Here is an 18,291-nt window from a genome sequence, read left to right on the forward strand (position 1 = left end):
TCAATTCCCCCTCATAGTATGTGTGTAATTATGACTATCTTATGTTAGTTTTTATAACATGTTGTGTTATATTTTGTATCATATGCCACTTGTGGAGAAATTTCAATCACTTTTTTGAAGAATTCTGTAAATTTATTCAAGTAAAGTGAAAAAGGGAGGGAAGAGCGAGGAGAGGAAACTCCTTATACAAAAGCAAAGAAAGCGCTATCTTATAATAGGAAGAAATGCATAAAAAATTTTTGAGAATAACCGTTAGTGAAAGGCGATTAAGTGAAAGCTAACCTTGTGCTGAAGCCCATAACTCTGTATAATCAAAAACTGTGTTGAAAAAGGGGAGCTGCTAATTTGATGGGGGATTGGCAGATGAACGTGTGAAAGGTACATAGGGGATGGGAAGACTATTACATCAGGAGGTCGCGGATGAAACAAGTACGTTTACCATCAATGTTTGAAATTGTATGTGTACTGACCCTGTTTTTACTTATCGTGTTTTCATTCACGTCTTATTTCGATCTTCCTATTCAACTGGCCTTATTTATTTCATGGTTTTTAGCCATTATTTTAGGCTTTCGTTTAGGGTATCGTTATCAAGATTTGCAGGGCATGATTACAAAAGGAATCTCGAACGGCTTAGAGGCCATTTTAATTTTAGTTTCCGTTGGTGCGTTAATTGGGACATGGATTGCTGGAGGAGTGGTACCAACTCTTATTTATTACGGATTTGAGTTCATTCATCCGAGCATTTTCTTGCTTGCTACGTTAGTGATTTGTTCGATTACTTCTCTTGCGACTGGAACGTCATGGGGAACGGTTGGAACAGCTGGTATTGCGATGATGGCAATCGGACAAGGATTAGGAATTCCACTTCCGCTCGTTGCGGGTGCGGTGCTTTCTGGTGCCTATTTCGGTGACAAGCTTTCACCGCTATCAGACAGTACGGTGCTTGCTGCTTCGATGTCGAAAGTCGACGTTATTTCACATGTTCGAGCAATGCTTTATTTGGATATTCCAGCCTATATTATTACGGCCTTACTCTTTACTGGAGTGGGATTCAAGTATGGCAGCAAACATGTAGACTTAGACAAAGTTGCATATCTTCAAGGGCAGTTGACGAATACGTTTGATATTCACGTTTGGATGTTAATTCCTGCTGTGTTTGTCATTGTCATGCTTGCGCTTAAAATGCCGTCTATGCCTACGATTGCAGCAGGATCACTTCTTGGTGTGCTGTGGGCCGTTTGGTTTCAGGATATGTCCTTTGTAAAAGCGCTTGGTACGGCTTATAATGGTTTTTCCATTGATACGGGTGTTAAATTTATGGATGACTTATTAAATCGGGGCGGTATTCAAGGGATGCTTGGCTCTGTAGCCGTCATTATCTTCGGACTCGGCTTTGGTGGACTGTTGGAGCATTTAGGTGTGCTCAAAGTCATTGTCTCGAAGTTTCAGCACAAACTACATTCTGCTGGTAACGTAACGCTCTCAACGCTTATTGTAGCGCTACTAGGTAATATTTTCGGGTGTGCGATGTATGTATCGATTATCTTAACACCTAAAATTATGGAAGACAGCTACGATAAGCTTCGCATTGATCGTCGCGTTCTCGCACGTAATGCAGAGGTTGGTGGTACGCTAACTTCTGGAATGGTTCCGTGGTCTGATAATGGCATTTTCATGGCTGGTATTTTAGGTGTCTCAACACTATCTTATTTGCCGTTTATGTGGTTAAGCTTTGTATCGATTCTTCTTGCGATCATATATGGTTACACGGGGAAATTCATTTGGTATACGGATAAACCGGCTGAAAACACGCAGGTTTCATAAAAAAAGACCGCATTTTTGCGGTCTTTTTTATGTTCCTTGTACGCGGAGATCACCGATACTGTGCTCCATGTGCTGATCAATAAGGGATAGAAGTTCATCGCTATCTCCGTTTTCAATCGCTTGTACCATATGTTCATGTTCGGCAAAACGCGTATTGTCGGGGGAATCGATGTGATAAAAGGTATCAAGTAAAAAAAGATACACGTTCATCTGATTAAGCATCTGCTCCATATAGCGGATCAGGAATTTATTTTCACTTTTTTTCGCTAGAAATAGATGGAATTGCTTATTGATTCTGACGTAATCGTGCAGATCTTTTTGTTCGTACGCCTTTTTTTCTTCGTCTAAAAGCTTGTGGAGTTCAGTGAAATCCTCTTCTTGCACCTTCGGTAAACCATATTTAACCGAAAGATATTCAAGCTCTTTGCGAAGATCGAAGAATGCTAAAATTTCTTGAATGGTTGGCTGTACGACAAATGCACCTCGGTTTGGAATCATTTCAATTAATCCCTCAGCCTCAAGTCGTTTAAAAGCGAGACGTATGGGAGTACGGCTAACTTCGAGTTCTTTTGCAATCGCTTGTTCCGTTAACTGCGTGCCAGGTGCAATGCTTCGAGATAACAAACTGTTTTTTAAATGCTGATACACGCGACGTTCAATCGTGTCTCGTTCACTCACAATGATCACCTCTTAATTCAAATAAATTTGATAAAGTATGTAGAAGAATAAACTATTTTAACAATCATGCAGTAGAGAGCTACTTTGCGCGAGGAAATGTCTTCAAGGTGGGAGGGTAACACTTATATAGCCTGAAGGGCATAAAGACCTTGAGTAAGTGTAGTATATCACAAATTAAAATGCACATGAATGAAATTACCTATAAGAGCTCGGATAATGCTTAAAAATAAAAATTACCCGCTACCTAAGCTTGGCGACGGGTGATTTGTTATTCGCGGTATAGATTAGTGATTTTCCATGTAGTGCCCGTATAATGCAGATCGGCTGCGTACGAGACTGTTTGATTATTAGCAAGCTTAACCGAAAAATGACTTGTCTTTTGATCAAGCAAATTCGGGTTAGAATCTACATACTGAAAACTAAAATCTTTAATACGAAGCTGTTGAAGTGCTTTTGCTTCTGAGCTTTCATCGCTTTCAAAAAAACCGGAAAGACTTCGTTGTGGCTGATCTCGTATCGTTTTTAAAAAGGTAATAATCAGCTTTTCAGCGCTCATCGGTTCACTTGCTGTTCCATCGCGTGTGATGATCGTCTCATAATAACCAGATAGCTGGATCGTATTTCGGGATAAATAGGTAAGTTTCATCTCTCCAAGTGGTTCTCCTGTAGATGTAAATATGTCTAGACTTACAACAGGTTGTGCATTAGCGGATTGTGTGGCTTCTCCGATTTTATACAGGCCGTCTAATCGATCATGCTGGCTGCTAGAATAGAAGGTGAATGTGCCATTATACCCCAACTGCTTTTCCTCTTGAAAGGTTACATCCGTCCACGTCCCATTATTGGCTGACCATTCACCGCGAAAATCACGCTTTGGACTAATGGACTTTTCGTTGTTAGAAGAAGCAGATGAAGTTAAAGTCGGCAAGATTGTGTTTAGCTTTTTATCCGATGCAAAAACAGAAAATTTTTCTGCTAAACTCGTCTTTAAAGACGAGGGGAAGGAGTAATAAATATACATCCAAAGTGAGAGGTTAAGGGCGAATAGCAAAAGAATCGATAGATTTGTTTTTTTACTCATGTTTGTCGTCTCCTCTCTATCTTTGAGTTTTTTGTCAGCGCTCAAGTTCGAAGTATAATCAATACTAGTTATCGGCTGTATTTCGTAAAAATACATAGATTACGATAAAATAATGGAGAAAAGAAAGGAGACAATGACGATGAATTTACTAGATCAAGCAATCGAGTTTGCGGCTGTCGCTCATGACGGTCAATATCGAAAAGGAACGCATATTCCTTATATTATGCATCCAGTAGCTGTAGGATTCGCTTTGCAGCGGTTAGGATGTGAAGAACCTGTTGTTATTGCAGCTATTTTACACGATACGGTTGAAGATACGGAGGTAAAGCTTATTGATATTGAAACACGCTTTGGCACTGAAGTAGCAAGGCTTGTTCAAGGAGTAAGTGAAGAGGATAAGGGATTAACTTGGGAAGTGCGGAAGCAGCATACAATTGAGGCTTTAGGTGAAGCAGATGAAGGCGTAGTGTTAATTACGATCGCTGATAAAATTCACAACCTTCGTTGCATCTTAGAAGAATTCAGGGAAAAGGGAGAGCGGGTATGGGAGAAATTTAACCGAGGGAAGGAGTTACAAGAATGGTATCACCGGTCGATTTATGAAGCCACCTCAACGCTTCAAACAAAAGCGGTTCAACAGCTTAGAAGTGAATACAAGCAGTGCATAGACGTCATTTTTCACGCTAAATAAGCTCTGCGTACAGAGCTTATTTGGCGATGGTCTATTTTTGTACATTTGTTTGAATGGAAAGCGTACTTCCGCTTCCATTTACCGTTGTTTGTGCTTGATCGAAGCTAATGATTTCCACAACAATCGGAATTCCAAGTGATAACAGTGCTGTTGGGATCGTTACATAGAAAGGGGTAAGATTCACGCTGGAATTAACGGCCAAGAGTTGATTGACGTAAATGTTGTAATAGCCATCCTGTGGAATCGGAAACCCTGAGCTTGGAACGGGATTACCTTGTGCGTCTTTGAACGATGTATAAGGAATTTGACTAGATAAAACACTAACGACGGTGGCCGTATATTTGTAGGATTTGACGTTCACGTTCGTCTTACCAGATGATTGAACGGTTCCAGAAGCGCTAGACTGTGCTTCGATAAACATTTTTATTAATTTTGGAGGCAATTCAAATTCCCCCCTTCGTTATAGAGGTTTAGGTTTCAATCGTCGTGTCCACTTGAAGATTTGCAAGGTCAGCAGTTGACGTAGAGGTTGTACTGCTAAAATCAGCAAATTCCACAACAACGGGTACGCCTACGGTTAGAAGAGCTCCATTTACGGTTAGGGTGCTATTGCTTAGCGTTGTAAGTCCGTCTTGTTGCAGAACGCTGTTAATGTACACGTTGTAATAGCTTTCTGCATCAAGTGTAGGGAAGGCGGTCACGGCATTTCCGTTATCGTCGACAAATTGTGTGGCAGGAATGGATGTATCAGTTGTTAACAGATTTCCAGCAATAACCGTGGCATAGTAGCGCGTTACTTCAGGTGTGACGGTTGTATCGGTTGTAACATCGACGCTTCCGACAACGCTAGAAGTAGCTTGTATGAACAGCTTAATCAATTGTGCAGGCATACGAGAATCTTCCTTTCGTTGATGAAATGACTGCTTGTCAATCTAGTCTGAGCAACATAGTAAAGCGACTGCTCATCTCTTTATCATATGCGCTTTTAGCTAGGGTGGTTCGTTACCATGCTTCAAAAATAGTAACGTATTCAACGATGATCGGACTATTTACAAGTGGTGGGTCGTCAACAAATAGCAGTTCTCCCTCTTTGAGAGAATAGGTAGGAGGGGGTTGAATCATGCCGTTTACATACACATTAACAAGTGTGCATTGATTGGGATCAAGAATGGCGCTAGAACGGTCAATTAGTGATGCTTCTTGATCTGTATAGCATCGTTTTACGCCATCTGAAAAAGCAATATACATTTCGCTGAATCCATATGCTTTGTTGATGCGTGCGGTTGGTGCAAGTACGATGCGTTGAAAGATTACGGGGTGATGTAGAGATGGTGGATCAAGTGCATAGATGGTGAGGAGAGAGTCAGCTTGATAGAGAGAAGGAGGCTGAATACAACCATTCACATACAGCTGCTGAAGCAAAGCACGTTCAAAAGGAAAGTCGGGATGGAAAAGAGAATCACATCCGTTGCCAGTAGTAAAGAAGAATTGCTGTTGAACAGGAATGAGAGCGTTCATTAAGGTCGATGAGTAAAGAGAATGAAATTGCAAAATGACGGGAACCCCTTTTAAAGGGATATCCTCTGTCAAAAGAGTAACTTCGCCTCGCTTATATGCATACGAATTTGGAGGCTGTAGCACACCGTTTACATACAAATTGGCATAGCTGACCTCACTCGGATCGGGAATGGATACGGAGTTATAGGATGCTAGCGCATTCTCATCAGTAAATGAGGTCGTGAGTCCATCTGCAACACATACAAAATAGCTTGTTTGTCCTCGGATTTTCTTTTTATGTAGAGGAACCAAGGAAAACGAAACGCTCTGAGATAGACAGAAGGGGCGACAAGTCGTCTTATTCTGGATCATTCCGCTAACCTCCCAGTAAAACCCTCCTTTAGACAAATCGGAAATCGTCAATGAAGATACATGAAACGAATTGAAAGATACTGTGCACATCTCGTTAGATGCAACGTAGAAAAAATCAGAGTGCGAGCGAGATGAAAGGATTTGTCGACCAACTTCGTCACCGCTATGAGTAATGAGAAGAAGAAAGTGAATGCGGGCAGAAAGGGAATAAGAGTGCGGATCGTTGCCGAGATGAATACTTAACCAGCGCTCATCAAACGATGAGAGATAGCAACCATCTTCATCAACGAGGTAAACGGAGAAGGTAAACGAATCAACAGTGAGTGTATCAAGAGGAATCATGGCATTTTACCTTCTTTCTGCAGACATTTTAGTCCTTCTTGTTAGCCCGTAGGCGTCGTATATGGGTACTGGGGGTGCATATTTTACTATATGCCTCAAACATGTACTTTATCTAAATAAAAAGTGTTAATGATGGGGACGTAATGAACATTTGGGGCGAAAAAGTTTCACGTAGTTAGGAAAAATGGTATTGACACTGAAAAAAGTTCTTGCTATATTACAAGAGTATTACGCGATGAATTCAAATTGTTTGTCGTTATGATATCAACAGCTAATTGAATAAACTTCTCATATATCCTTAGGAATTGGCCTAAGAGTTTCTACCCAGCAACCGTAATTGCCGGACTATGAGTGAAATACACATATAGCAAACTTTTTATTGTACAATAATAAGTTTGCGCCAATTGTCTTAGGCAATCGGCCCATCAGTGAAAGTCTAGATGGATATATTTCACTTTTACGTCTCGCAAAAGGTAGAAATATAACTCATCTAGGCTTTTTCTATTTTTAGAGGTCAGACGTCAGATATACAACGTCTAAATAGAGGAGCGTAATATACACATACATTTTGGAGGGGTACAACATGAAAAAGAGATGGGCTTTAGCATTACCAGTAGTTTTAGCGGCAGGAACAGTACTAGGAGCATGTGGAAAAGGAGCAGGATCGAATTCATCTGATTTTCACATCGGAATGGTGACCGACCAGGGCGGGATTGATGATAAATCATTCAATCAGTCTGCATGGGAAGGGATCGAGAAGTACGGAAAGGATCATGATATGAAAAAAGGGACGGACTTCAAATATATTCAGTCCACGTCTCAATCAGAATTTGAGCCGAACCTGTCTAAATTCGTTGATGCAGATTATGATTTGACGTATGGAATTGGGTTTTATCTAGAAGATGCCATTCAGCAAATGGCGGAAGAAAATCCAAAATCACGATTTGCTCTAGTTGATAGTTTACTGCTTGATAAAAATTCAAAGCCCGTCTTTTTAGATAACGTTGTAAATATTACGTTCCGTGAAGAACAAGGTTCCTTCTTAATGGGAGTTATTGCAGCGAAGCAGACGAAAACGAACAAAGTCGGTTTTGTAGGTGGCGCCAATTCTCCATTAATTAAAAAATTCGAAAATGGCTTTAAGGCCGGAGTCAAAGCGGCAAATCCAAAAGTTGAAGTATATTCACAGTACGCAGGAAGCTTTAACGAAGCAGACAAAGGATCAACGATTGCTTCTGCTATGTATGACAAAGGTGCAGATGTCATTTATACGGCAGCAGGTGGAACAGGAAACGGTGTGTTCACAGAAGCGAAAAATCGTAAGAAAAAAGGTCAAGACGTTTGGGTTATTGGGGTAGACCGTGATCAGTATCAAGAAGGAATGCCAGAAAACGTAACGCTTACATCGATGGTTAAACGTGTCGACGTGGCAACATATGATATTTCAAAACGTACGGAGAAAGGGAACTTCCCTGGCGGAAAAGAAATCGTATACGGATTAAAAGAAAATGCAATTGGACTTGCTCCAACGAAGAAAAATTTATCAAAAGAAGAATTAGCAGTTGTAGATGAGTGGAAGAAGAAAATTAGTGACGGCGAAGTGAGCGTTCCAAAAACAGACGATGAGTTTGCCTCTTTCTCTGTTAAGTAAATGAGGAATGAAAAGGTTGTCTACGAGAAGATTCATATCTCCTAGACAATCTTTCTTTTTTAGTCGGTTTATTTCATCTATTCATAGAAAGAGGGATACGAGTGGATTACATCATTGAAATGCTGAATATTCGAAAAGAATTTCCAGGCATCGTCGCAAATGATAATATTACGCTTCAAGTAAAAAAAGGAGAGGTTCATGCCCTTCTAGGCGAAAATGGTGCTGGGAAATCAACTCTTATGAACGTGCTCTTTGGTCTTTATCAACCAGAAAAAGGCCAAATTAAAGTAAAGAATCAAGAAGTAAAGATTACCGATCCGAACGTAGCAAATCGTTTAGGTATCGGGATGGTTCATCAGCATTTTATGCTCGTTCAAAATTTCACGGTCACAGAAAATATTATTCTAGGAAGCGAACCGACAAAAAATGGTCGCTTACATACGGAGCATGCGGCCAAAAAAATCGAAGAGCTTTCGCGCCAGTATGGGCTGTCGGTCGATCCATACGCCAAAATTGAAGACATTTCGGTTGGCATGCAGCAACGGGTAGAAATCCTAAAAACGCTGTATAGAGGGGCAGAGATTTTAATCTTTGACGAGCCAACGGCAGCACTTATACCACAAGAAATTGAGGAACTCACTCAAATTATGAAACGACTCGTGCAAGAAGGGAAATCGATTATTTTAATCACCCACAAGCTAAAAGAAATTATGTCCATTTGTGACCGCTGTACCGTCATTCGAAAAGGCGTAGGAATTGGAACAGTTACTATTTCTGAAACCAACTCTGACGAACTAGCTTCTCTCATGGTCGGTCGAGAAGTTCAGTTTAAGACGAAAAAGGAAAAAGCGAGACCGGGAGAAGCTGTGCTACAAATTCACCATTTAGTTGCAGAAGACGCACGTGGTGTAAAAGCCGTTAATGAACTTGATCTCACTGTCTATGGTGGTGAAGTACTAGGAATCGCCGGAGTAGATGGAAATGGTCAAACAGAATTGATTGAGGCGATTACTGGACTTCGGAAAGTGAAGGAGGGCTCTATTCTATTAAATGGCCGAGAGCTATCAACCCTTTCTACTCGAAAAATTACAGAGCTCGGTGTTGGACACATTCCTCAAGATCGTCACAAGCATGGTCTTGTGCTTGATTATTCCATTGGTGAAAATATTGGACTACAAACCTACTATAAAAAGCCGTATGCTAAATGGGGATTGTTAAACTATAAAACGCTTTTGAAAAAGGCGAAAGAGCTCATTGCTGAATTTGATGTTCGGACACCGAGTGTGAACACACCTGCTCGCGCATTATCAGGTGGAAATCAACAAAAAGCCATTATTGCACGTGAAGTAGACCGTAGTCCTGATTTACTTATTGCTGCTCAGCCTACGAGGGGATTAGATGTAGGAGCGATTGAATTTATCCATTCACGACTCATTCAGGAACGAGACAAAGGAAAGGCGGTATTACTTGTATCCCTTGAATTGGATGAAGTCATGAACGTAAGCGATCGAATTGCGGTTATGTATGAAGGGAAAATAGTGGACGTTGTAAACGCAGATGAGACGACTGAAAAGGAACTTGGATTACTGATGGCTGGTGGTAAACGAGAAGGGAAGGGGGAAGTGAAATGAGAAAACTGTTAAAAAATGATCTCTTTTTAACGATTATTATTCCTCTTTTAGCAATTGTACTCGGCTTGTTAGCAGGTGCCATTATCATGCTCATAGGTGGATATGACCCTGTACTTGGCTATACGTCTTTATTTGAAGGAATGATTGGTAGCCCTAAAGCGTTCGGCGAAACGATTCGCGCTATGACACCGCTCGTGTTAGCGGGAATTGCAGTTGCCTTTGCATACAAAACAGGCCTATTCAATATTGGGGTCGAAGGGCAGCTTTTAGTAGGGTGGCTAGCTTCTGTGTGGGTCGGCTATGCCTTTGATCTACCGAAGGTGATTCATCTTCCGCTTGCTATTTTAGCAGCGGCCATAGCAGGTGCGCTTTGGGGATTCATCCCTGGTCTACTGAAAGCGCGATTTAAGGTACATGAAGTCATCGTTACGATTATGATGAATTACATTGCTTTGTATATGACAAGCGCTATTATTAAAGCCAACTTGTATGCAGGGAATGAAAAATCATACAACATTAAGGAAACGGCGTCTCTTGCTTCACCTTACTTGCAGTCTATAACAGATTACTCGCGTATGCATTACGGAATTGTGGTGGCCCTCGTAATGGCCGTTATGATGTGGTTCTTATTAGAGAAAACAACGAAAGGCTACGAACTCAAGGCTGTAGGTTATAACCAAAATGCTTCTCAATATGCCGGAATGAGCGTGGTGAAAAATATGGTGCTTTCGATGTCGATATCCGGTGCTTTTGCTGGTCTAGCAGGTGCGATGGAGGGGCTTGGAACGTTCCAAAATATGACGACGTTATCGGCTTTTACAGGAACAGGGTTTGATGGAATTGCGGTAGCTCTATTAGGAGCGAATCATCCACTAGGAATTGTACTCGCGGCGTTCTTGTTCGGGGGATTAAAAAGCGCGGCGCCTGAAATGAACTTTGTTGCGAACGTACCTTCTGAGCTCGTTGGTATTATTATTGCCCTGATTATTTTCTTTGTGGCATCAAGTTATTTCGTTCGCTGGCTGCTTAGCCGCTTTGTGAAGGAGGACCAAGAATGAACATAGTAGAGATTTTAGCCATTATTATTCCGACTGCCCTGTATTCTGCTGCACCACTCGTCTTTACTGCCCTTGGCGGCGTATTTAGTGAACGATCAGGTGTTGTCAATATTGGATTAGAGGGACTTATGCTTTTTGGGGCGTTTACGAGTATTACAACGACACTTCTGATGCAGGATTCCGTCGGAAGCGTGGCACCGTGGCTGTCGATTGTAATTGCTGGCATTGTGTGCGCGCTGTTTGCTATCATTCATGCCTTTGCGAGTATTACGCTAAAAGCAGATCAGGTTGTCAGCGGTGTGGCACTGAACTTTTTAGCCAGTGGTTTATCTGTTTTTATCATCAAGCAGCTGTTTGGAAAAGGACAAACCGATTTTATTACGTATCGAGTAGATAAAATCGACGTTCCAGGACTTTCTCAGATCCCTGTACTCGGTAAATGGTTTTTCTCTTCGATCCCTGTTACATCTTATCTTGCGATTATACTCGCCTTTGTCTGCTGGTACGTCTTATATAAAACTCCGTTTGGGCTTCGTCTTCGCTCGGTTGGAGAGCATCCGATGGCAGCAGATACAATGGGGATTAACGTCATCAAAATGCGGTATATCGGCGTTATTGTTTCTGGATTTTTTGCTGGAATTGGTGGGGCTGTATACGCTACGTCTATTTCAGGGAACTTCTCTGCGACGACGATTGCTGGGCAAGGATTTTTAGCGCTTGCGGCGTTGATCTTTGGGAAATGGCATCCGCTTGGAGCAATGGGTGCGGCGATCTTTTTCGGTCTCGCTCAATCACTAAGTATCACCGGGGCACAGATTCCTGTGTTACAGGATATTCCGTCCGTATACTTAAGAATTGCGCCGTACGTCCTAACGATTCTAGCATTGACAGGATTTGTTGGACGAGCGGAAGGACCTAAAGCACTCGGAACATCGTATGAAAAAGGAAAGAGATAACATAAAAAGCGCAATGATGACGGAACTTCCTCTTATGAGTCGTTCATGTCACATTGTGCTTTTTATTTAGAAGGGATTGCTTGCATTTATACGTAAACTACTATTAAATGAAAACGATATAATTTTAGGAAAAAGAGGTAGAACAGATGAAAGCACTTGTATTTAAAAAATTTGGTGGACCAGACGTATTAACATACGAGACGATCCCTGATCCTGTTATAAAAGAAGATGAAGTTCTTGTTCGTATGAAAGCAATTGGCCTAAACTTTGCAGACGTGTATCGACGCAAAGGAAATTATCATTTAGTCGGCAATCCTCCGTATATTTTAGGATACGAAGGTGCGGGAGTGGTGGAAGCTGTTGGGGATGCGGTACAAGGATTCAAAAAAGGTGATCGCATCGCGTTTGCGGATGTACCACATGCGAACGCTGAGCTTGCTGCTGTTCCGAAGGACAGAATCATTCCTATCCCTGATGGTATTTCGTTCGAAACGGCTGCATCCTTGCTTTTACAAGGATTAACCGCGCACTACTTAACAAAAGACAGCTACAAAATCCAAGAGGGTGACGTAGTCCTTGTCCACGCGGCGGCTGGCGGTGTTGGTCAGCTTCTCGTTCAAATCGTAAATCTACTAGGCGGGACGGTAATCGGGTTAACGTCTTCAGCAGAAAAGGCAGCGAAAGCGAAAGAGCTAGGAGCTACATCTGTTTACCTATATGAAGAAAACTGGGTGGAAAAAGTGAAGGAAGCTTATCCAAACGGCGTTGATGTAGCCTATGATTCTGTCGGAGCGACGTTAATGGATAGTTTTTCATCGGTACGAACAGGCGGAACCGTCGTCTTTTACGGAATGGCAGGTGGAGATCCAGCTCTTGTTGATCCACGCATGCTGATGGATACGTCGAAAACGTTGACTGGCGGAGATCTGTGGAACGTTTTAACGTCTCATGAGGAGCGCGTTGGAAGATCGTCTGAATTGTTTACATGGATGCTAGAAGAGAAGCTGCGTTTGCCAGCTCCTACAGTCTTTGCACTACAGGATGGACAGAAAGCCCACGAGTATTTAGAAAGTCGAAAGAGCACAGGGAAGATTTTATTGCTTCCTTAAGCGGTGTCCTTGCACAAAAAAAGAAGCGCATCAAAGCGCTTCTTTCTTTATAATTCTAATGTTTGTGGATCTTCTTTTTTGCTATTCATAAGACGAATAGAAGAAGGTTTAATTTTTAGGACCACATAGTGTGGATCGTTTGGTCCGTCAAACCATTCGTCAAAGTTATCTTGCCAAAGCTTTTTCTTTAAGTCCTCAGATTCTTCGACAGATGCCGTACCTTGTACCTCAACGTACAAATCCCCATATCCTTCGCCGTTATAGCCAAGTAAGATATGAACGTTTGGATTTTTTTCAATTTCATCCGTTTTATGTGTTTGATCGCTTGTAGGTGTGTATAAAGTAAAGTCGTCATTGAAAAACGTCATGTAGCGCGTATGCGGCTTATCGTTTACTACTGTTGCTAATGTTCCGATTTTGTTTTCTTCCATCACTTGTTCAATTTTTGTCTTTAACTCTTGTTGGTTCATCTGTATCAGCTCCTAATATGTAATGTTAGTATGTGTATTCCTCAATTGAATGAGCGTTAAACCTCTCTTTTACAGTATGTCTTATAATGAAAAGAACATGTGCCTGAACGGATCGGTCTTTACTATCGCAGGAGAAGTATTCATGTCTATCTTTGAAAAGGGATAGGATCTTGTGAAAAAAGAACGTCGTTATGGTGGAAAAGGCTTTGCAAGAAGACTAAAAAGAAGTAAGGTAGAAAAAGGAATACAAAATAGAAATGAGGTCTCACGGTGAATCTAACTGAAATGGAACACCAGGTGACAAAAGGAACGAAGCGAAGAGCGCACGTGATCGGACTCATTCTTGCCCTTCATTTCGGCTTAACGGGATTTTGGATTTTTCAAAATGAATGGCTTTTCGCTTGTATAAACGGTACTTGCATGTTGGTGACGGTCCCGGTCATTTGGCGCCATTTAGCGATGGAGAAAAAACGTATGAAGCAAATTGAGCGACGAAAAGAATTTTTATGATCACTATTCTCAACAATTAATTCCCTCTTCGTGTAAAAGCGAAGAGGGTTTTTTAGGCACCTTATTTTACTATTTGTGCGTTACAGATTAGAATAATGACGAGCAACCTTGTAAAGGAGAATGAAACATGGCAGAGCATCACTTTCATTTAAAAGCAGATTGGCCGGGTGGTCGAAACGATGTTGGTACACTAACGGCTGACCGTCTTCATACAAAGATATCGATTCCTCCCGAAATGAACGGACCCGGAGTAGGGACAAATCCAGATGAAATGCTCCTAGGAGCAGCAGCAACTTGCTATATCATCACCCTTGCTGCAATGTTAGAAAGAAAAGGGATTACTCCTCTTTCACTATCATTGGATTCAGAAGGCGTTGTCGACGTCACAAACGGTGTATTTACCTATAAGAAAATTATTCATCGACCTCTTCTAGAACTAGATCGAACGCTAACGGATCAGCAGCTTGACACGGTTGAAATTTTAGTCGAGCAGGCGGAAAAATCTTGCATGATTTCCCGTGCTATTCAGGGCAATGTAGAGCTAGAACTAGATCCAATCATTAACGTGAAGTAATAAACGGCCAAACCCAGGCGTGGGTTTGGCCGTTTTCTTTTGAGAAAATGAATCTTTCGGACGCTAAAATTTTCGGTTTGCTAAATGATTTCAGAAAATTTTAAATTTTCTAAAAACTATGTCAGAACCTCTGACATAGTAGATGCATAGTGTCAGGACATCTCTTATAATTAGAAAAAAATTACTATAAAACAAAAAAATGTATGCTAGAGGTGGTGGTGTCCGCTATATACATAAGGTAGTAAGTCCTAACAAAGCATCTAAATATGAGGGGGATTTTAATGCTTACGAAGAAGATTATGTCGGTGGCGCTTATGTCTACACTTGCAATGGGGATTATGGCAGGGTGTTCTGGAGCAAAGGATTCATCTGGAGGAGAAAGCAACGGGAAAGTAATTAAAATTGCAACTCAGTCACCGCTGTCAGGTGGAAGCGCAACGCTTGGAGACGCCATTAAACTAGGAGCTCAGCTTGCACTTGAGGAAGAAAAATCGGCATTTGACAAATTAGGATACAAGCTCCAGCTTGCACCTTATGATGACCAAGGCGATTCGAAAAAAGGCGTTGCCAACGCTCAGCTTATTGGGTCAGATAAATCAATTTACGGCGTAGTGGGTCACTTGAACTCTGGTGTTACGATTCCATCATCAGAGACGTACGAAAAGTACAATATCCCAATGATTTCACCAGCGAGTACTGCAACGGACGTGACGGATCGTAAATTAAAATCCGTTAACCGCATCGTCGCTAGAGACGATTTCCAAGGACCAGCAGGAGCTAAGTATGCGGTAGAAGAGCTAAAAGCGAAAAATATTTTCATTGTTCAAGATAAAACGGCTTACGGTCAAGGACTAGCAGATGCGTTTAAAGGCGCGGCTGAAGAGCTAGGCGCAAAGATCCAAGGATATGAAGGAATCACGGTTGGGGAAAAAGATTTTAACGGCGTGCTGAACCAAATTTCAGCTGCGAAGCCAGACCTTGTCTACTTTGGTGGACTTTATGCAGAAGGTGGACTACTTATTAAGCAGGCGCGTGATAAAGGAATTAAAGCGAAATTTATGGGTGGAGACGGATTAGATTCTTCTACTCTAGTTGATATCGCAGGAGAAGCTGTAAAAGATACGTATTTAACGTCTGTTGCAGGAGATGCAAGCAGCACAAAATTTGCGAAAGATTACAAAGCAAAATTTAATAAAAACGTTGAGTCATATTCGATTTATGGCTATGATTCCATGAAAGTAATGCTACAAGGAATTAAAAATGCGATTGAAGACAATAACGGAAAGCTTCCTGATCGTGCAAAAGTACGTGATGCAGTAAGAGCAATTACGGATTACAAAGGAGAGCTAACACAGGTAGGCTTTGACGACAAAGGTGATAATAAGTTTGCGAAAATCTTCATCTATAAATTTGATGAAGCGAAGTATCCGGCAAAACAAGAGGGAGAAATTACGCAGTAATAGTTGAACACAAAAGCACCCGATGGCTGTTGAAACGGTCAAAAAACCGTGTCGATTCTGACATCGGGTGTTTTTTTACACCAAATTATACGTAAAGGAAGGGAACGGTATGCTGGATCAAATTCTTCAAACATTGCCTCAAGTGTTAATTGACGGTCTTACTCTCGGAGCTGTATATGCCGTTATTGCACTCGGGTATACGATGGTATATGGAATTTTAGAGCTCATCAATTTCGCTCACGGTGAAATTTTTATGACAGGTGCGTTTATTGGAACCGCCATTTTAATGACATTTTCTGGTCTTGGCTGGTTAAGTGCATTACCAGCTGTTATTGCACTTATTATTGTCCTTGTTTTAACAAGTTTGGCCACAGGCGTTTTAGGGATGGGAATTGAACGTGTCGCTTATCGCCCATTGCGAAAGGCGTCAAAGCTTATCGTTCTGATTACGGCGATCGGCGTTTCTTTTTTGCTACAAGATCTTGTGCGCTTTATCTCGGAATTAAAGAATGGAAACTATATTGTGAATACACCAGCTCTTTTTTCTGGGCAAATCAACGTAAAAGCCTCGGCGCTTTTGTCTTCATTCAATGACGCAACGTTTAAAGTGACGTTTATCGTTGTATTAATAGTAGCTGTCATCATGATGATTGGATTAGAGTTTTTTGTGAATAAATCAAAATGGGGCATGGCAATGCGAGCAGTTGCCCAAGATCCTGATACGGCTTCATTAATGTCAATTAACGTGAACAAAGTCATCTCACTTACATTCTTTATCGGTTCTGCTCTAGGAGGAGCTACAGGTGTTTTATTTGCCCTCCATTATGGCACCATCGATCCTTATATCGGTTTCATCTTAGGACTTAAGGCTTTTACAGCTGCAGTATTAGGAGGAATCGGCAACATTCGTGGCGCAATGTTTGGCGGATTGCTACTAGGCGTGCTGGAAATGTTTGCGGCAGCAAACTTATCGATTATGACAGGAAACGTGTTCGGCGCAGAGTACAAGGACGTGTTCGCATTTGCGATTTTAATTCTCGTGCTTATTTTTAAACCAGAAGGGTTGCTTGGAAAAGCAGTCGTAGAGAAAGTGTAGGTGAGGAAGATGAAAAAGCTGCTAGATGCATTAAAGGTAAACAAACGTGCACAAATCATTTTGTTGGTATGTTACATCGCCATTACGAGTCTGAGCCTCTTTTTTGCTCAAAAATCCGTCATCGCGTTTCTCTTGTTGCTATTTTCACTGCTGTTGCTTTACTATACGTCATTTCAAAATCGAACGAAATGGCTGATCGCGGGGCTTATATTGGTTGTATTGCTTCCCTTTTCAGCCAGTCAAGGAGATGCCTATCAATCTTACATGGAGGTCGCAACGCTCGTTGGTATTTATGTGGCAATGGCGCTTGGGCTTAACATCGTAGTCGGTCTTGCTGGGCTGCTTGATCTTGGATTTGTCGCCTTTTTTGCAGTAGGAGCATACACGTATGGGATTTTTGCCACTGCGCAGGCATCTAATTTTATGCCGTTTGGGTCGTTTCCACTATCAGGTGAAAGCTTTTGGGTGTTCATTTTACTCGGATGCTTTGTCGCAGCTCTCTTTGGTGTTTTGCTTGGTATACCGGTACTTCGTGTAAAAGGTGATTACTTAGCAATCGTAACATTAGGGTTTGGAGAAATTATCCGAATCATTTTCAATAATTTAGACAAGCCCATCAATATTACAAACGGTGCAATGGGACTTTCTTCGATAACACCACCAGAAATTTTCGGAATTAAGCTTATCTATCCAAATCAATTTTATTTCGTCACATTGGTTATTCTACTGTTTGTCATTTTTACGGTAAGGCGCTTGGAGCATTCCAAGATCGGACGCTCCTGGAAAGCGGTAAGAGAGAACGAAATTGCTGCACAAGCAATGGGGATTCCACTTGTTCGCACAAAACTGTTAGCCTTTGCTATCGGTGCTTCCTTTTCAGGAATGATGGGAGTCGTATTTGCGGCAAAGCAAACGTTCGTTGACCCGACAAGCTTTACGCTGTTAGAGTCGATTACCATTTTAGTTATGGTTATTTTAGGTGGGATGGGCAGTGTTCCAGGCGTTATTTTAGGAGCCGCATGCGTTACCATTCTGAACTTACAGGTATTGACGGAGCTTACAGATTGGTTCAACCAGCTCAGTCTAAATGGAGTCATCACAATCCCAGACGCGCTCTCACCAGCTAAAATGCAACGATTTATTTTCGGAGCATTGCTCATTATTTTTGCGCTTTACCGACCGCAGGGATTAATACCAAGTAAAAGCGTAAAATTCGACCTTAAAGATCTCAAAGAAGAAGACGAGACAATCACGGTACCTGCCAATAAGACGGAAAAACTGAACGCTTAGG

At 41.6% G+C, this 18,291-nt stretch carries 18 protein-coding genes and 1 riboswitch; of the genes, 12 read left to right on the forward strand and 6 right to left on the reverse strand.

The genetic code is table 11. The annotated features are described in order from the left end of the window. Positions 1–420 precede the first annotated feature (420 nt). Complete coding sequence (gene nhaC / locus IE339_RS08915) at positions 421–1,824, forward strand: Na+/H+ antiporter NhaC (protein WP_242175473.1); 1,404 nt, start codon at positions 421–423, stop codon at positions 1,822–1,824. A 27-nt stretch (positions 1,825–1,851) separates the two neighbouring features. On the opposite strand, the gene IE339_RS08920 is transcribed toward nhaC, so the two are convergent. Then, entirely contained in the window at positions 1,852–2,502 is a 651-nt protein-coding gene (locus IE339_RS08920; RefSeq protein WP_053402668.1) for a GntR family transcriptional regulator, read from the reverse strand. Between the two features lie 268 nt (positions 2,503–2,770). Continuing rightward, complete coding sequence (locus IE339_RS08925; RefSeq protein WP_242175474.1) at positions 2,771–3,583, reverse strand: hypothetical protein; 813 nt, start codon at positions 3,581–3,583, stop codon at positions 2,771–2,773. 139 nt (positions 3,584–3,722) lie between these two features. Here IE339_RS08925 and IE339_RS08930 point away from each other — a divergent pair, with 139 nt between their 5' ends. Beyond that, positions 3,723–4,274, forward strand: coding sequence for an HD domain-containing protein (locus IE339_RS08930; protein WP_242175475.1), 552 nt, complete (start codon positions 3,723–3,725; stop codon positions 4,272–4,274). Between the two features lie 31 nt (positions 4,275–4,305). Here IE339_RS08930 and IE339_RS08935 read toward each other — a convergent pair whose 3' ends face one another. The 3 genes from IE339_RS08935 to IE339_RS08945 form a co-directional block, all read right to left on the reverse strand. Further along, complete coding sequence (locus tag IE339_RS08935; protein ID WP_242175476.1) at positions 4,306–4,716, reverse strand: hypothetical protein; 411 nt, start codon at positions 4,714–4,716, stop codon at positions 4,306–4,308. 28 nt (positions 4,717–4,744) lie between these two features. Continuing rightward, positions 4,745–5,164, reverse strand: a complete 420-nt coding sequence (locus IE339_RS08940; RefSeq protein ID WP_242175477.1) for a DUF4183 domain-containing protein — start codon at positions 5,162–5,164, stop codon at positions 4,745–4,747. A 112-nt stretch (positions 5,165–5,276) separates the two neighbouring features. After that, complete coding sequence (locus IE339_RS08945; protein ID WP_242175478.1) at positions 5,277–6,485, reverse strand: DUF4183 domain-containing protein; 1,209 nt, start codon at positions 6,483–6,485, stop codon at positions 5,277–5,279. Positions 6,486–6,753: 268 nt separating this feature from the next. Then, positions 6,754–6,853: riboswitch (purine riboswitch) on the forward strand. A gap of 215 nt (positions 6,854–7,068) precedes the next feature. Here IE339_RS08945 and IE339_RS08950 point away from each other — a divergent pair. From IE339_RS08950 to IE339_RS08970, 5 genes are all read left to right on the forward strand, one after another. Continuing rightward, a complete protein-coding gene (locus tag IE339_RS08950) occupies positions 7,069–8,136 on the forward strand; it encodes a BMP family lipoprotein (RefSeq protein WP_242175479.1) in 1,068 nt (355 codons plus the stop codon). Between the two features lie 101 nt (positions 8,137–8,237). Then, positions 8,238–9,767 (forward strand): ABC transporter ATP-binding protein, encoded by a 1,530-nt coding sequence (locus IE339_RS08955; RefSeq protein WP_242175481.1) that lies wholly within the window; start codon positions 8,238–8,240, stop codon positions 9,765–9,767. Then, positions 9,764–10,825 carry an ABC transporter permease gene (locus IE339_RS08960; protein ID WP_242175482.1) on the forward strand — a complete coding sequence of 354 codons (1,062 nt, stop codon included), beginning with the start codon at positions 9,764–9,766 and terminating at the stop codon, positions 10,823–10,825. The genes IE339_RS08955 and IE339_RS08960 overlap by 4 nt, the downstream gene beginning before the upstream one ends. Continuing rightward, complete coding sequence (locus IE339_RS08965; protein ID WP_242175483.1) at positions 10,822–11,781, forward strand: ABC transporter permease; 960 nt, start codon at positions 10,822–10,824, stop codon at positions 11,779–11,781. The genes IE339_RS08960 and IE339_RS08965 overlap by 4 nt, the downstream gene beginning before the upstream one ends. 146 nt (positions 11,782–11,927) lie before the next feature. Continuing rightward, entirely contained in the window at positions 11,928–12,890 is a 963-nt protein-coding gene (locus tag IE339_RS08970) for a quinone oxidoreductase family protein (RefSeq protein ID WP_242175484.1), read from the forward strand. A gap of 47 nt (positions 12,891–12,937) precedes the next feature. Here IE339_RS08970 and IE339_RS08975 read toward each other — a convergent pair whose 3' ends face one another. Beyond that, positions 12,938–13,360, reverse strand: coding sequence for a pyridoxamine 5'-phosphate oxidase family protein (locus IE339_RS08975; protein WP_242175485.1), 423 nt, complete (start codon positions 13,358–13,360; stop codon positions 12,938–12,940). 270 nt (positions 13,361–13,630) lie between these two features. On the opposite strand from IE339_RS08975, the gene IE339_RS08980 reads away from it, so the two are divergent. The 5 genes from IE339_RS08980 (at position 13,631) to IE339_RS09000 (ending at position 18,290) form a co-directional block, all read left to right on the forward strand. Continuing rightward, the gene (locus IE339_RS08980; protein ID WP_242175486.1) at positions 13,631–13,870 is read left to right on the forward strand and encodes a hypothetical protein; all 240 of its coding nucleotides are present in this window, start codon (positions 13,631–13,633) and stop codon (positions 13,868–13,870) included. A gap of 127 nt (positions 13,871–13,997) precedes the next feature. Then, complete coding sequence (locus IE339_RS08985; protein WP_053402655.1) at positions 13,998–14,444, forward strand: OsmC family protein; 447 nt, start codon at positions 13,998–14,000, stop codon at positions 14,442–14,444. Between the two features lie 281 nt (positions 14,445–14,725). Then, entirely contained in the window at positions 14,726–15,904 is a 1,179-nt protein-coding gene (locus IE339_RS08990) for a branched-chain amino acid ABC transporter substrate-binding protein (protein ID WP_053402654.1), read from the forward strand. Between the two features lie 109 nt (positions 15,905–16,013). Further along, the gene (locus IE339_RS08995) at positions 16,014–17,000 is read left to right on the forward strand and encodes a branched-chain amino acid ABC transporter permease (RefSeq protein ID WP_242175487.1); all 987 of its coding nucleotides are present in this window, start codon (positions 16,014–16,016) and stop codon (positions 16,998–17,000) included. A 9-nt stretch (positions 17,001–17,009) separates the two neighbouring features. After that, the gene (locus tag IE339_RS09000; RefSeq protein ID WP_242175488.1) at positions 17,010–18,290 is read left to right on the forward strand and encodes a branched-chain amino acid ABC transporter permease; all 1,281 of its coding nucleotides are present in this window, start codon (positions 17,010–17,012) and stop codon (positions 18,288–18,290) included. The last annotated feature ends 1 nt before the right edge of the window (position 18,291 follow it).

Origin of the sequence: Priestia koreensis (assembly GCF_022646885.1) — a bacterium.
GTDB lineage: Bacteria > Bacillota > Bacilli > Bacillales > Bacillaceae_H > Bacillus_AG > Bacillus_AG koreensis_A.

Coding starts and splice junctions, on each gene's coding strand:
- IE339_RS08985 (WP_053402655.1), top strand. CDS start 13,998: ATGGCAGAGCATCACTTTCATTTAAAAGCAGATTGGCCGGGTGGTCGA.
- IE339_RS08945 (WP_242175478.1), bottom strand. CDS start 6,485: ATGATTCCTCTTGATACACTCACTGTTGATTCGTTTACCTTCTCCGTT.
- IE339_RS08960 (WP_242175482.1), top strand. CDS start 9,764: ATGAGAAAACTGTTAAAAAATGATCTCTTTTTAACGATTATTATTCCT.
- IE339_RS08970 (WP_242175484.1), top strand. CDS start 11,928: ATGAAAGCACTTGTATTTAAAAAATTTGGTGGACCAGACGTATTAACA.
- IE339_RS08940 (WP_242175477.1), bottom strand. CDS start 5,164: ATGCCTGCACAATTGATTAAGCTGTTCATACAAGCTACTTCTAGCGTT.
- IE339_RS08995 (WP_242175487.1), top strand. CDS start 16,014: ATGCTGGATCAAATTCTTCAAACATTGCCTCAAGTGTTAATTGACGGT.
- IE339_RS08930 (WP_242175475.1), top strand. CDS start 3,723: ATGAATTTACTAGATCAAGCAATCGAGTTTGCGGCTGTCGCTCATGAC.
- IE339_RS08990 (WP_053402654.1), top strand. CDS start 14,726: ATGCTTACGAAGAAGATTATGTCGGTGGCGCTTATGTCTACACTTGCA.
- IE339_RS08965 (WP_242175483.1), top strand. CDS start 10,822: ATGAACATAGTAGAGATTTTAGCCATTATTATTCCGACTGCCCTGTAT.
- IE339_RS08950 (WP_242175479.1), top strand. CDS start 7,069: ATGAAAAAGAGATGGGCTTTAGCATTACCAGTAGTTTTAGCGGCAGGA.
- IE339_RS09000 (WP_242175488.1), top strand. CDS start 17,010: ATGAAAAAGCTGCTAGATGCATTAAAGGTAAACAAACGTGCACAAATC.
- nhaC (WP_242175473.1), top strand. CDS start 421: ATGAAACAAGTACGTTTACCATCAATGTTTGAAATTGTATGTGTACTG.
- IE339_RS08925 (WP_242175474.1), bottom strand. CDS start 3,583: ATGAGTAAAAAAACAAATCTATCGATTCTTTTGCTATTCGCCCTTAAC.
- IE339_RS08975 (WP_242175485.1), bottom strand. CDS start 13,360: ATGAACCAACAAGAGTTAAAGACAAAAATTGAACAAGTGATGGAAGAA.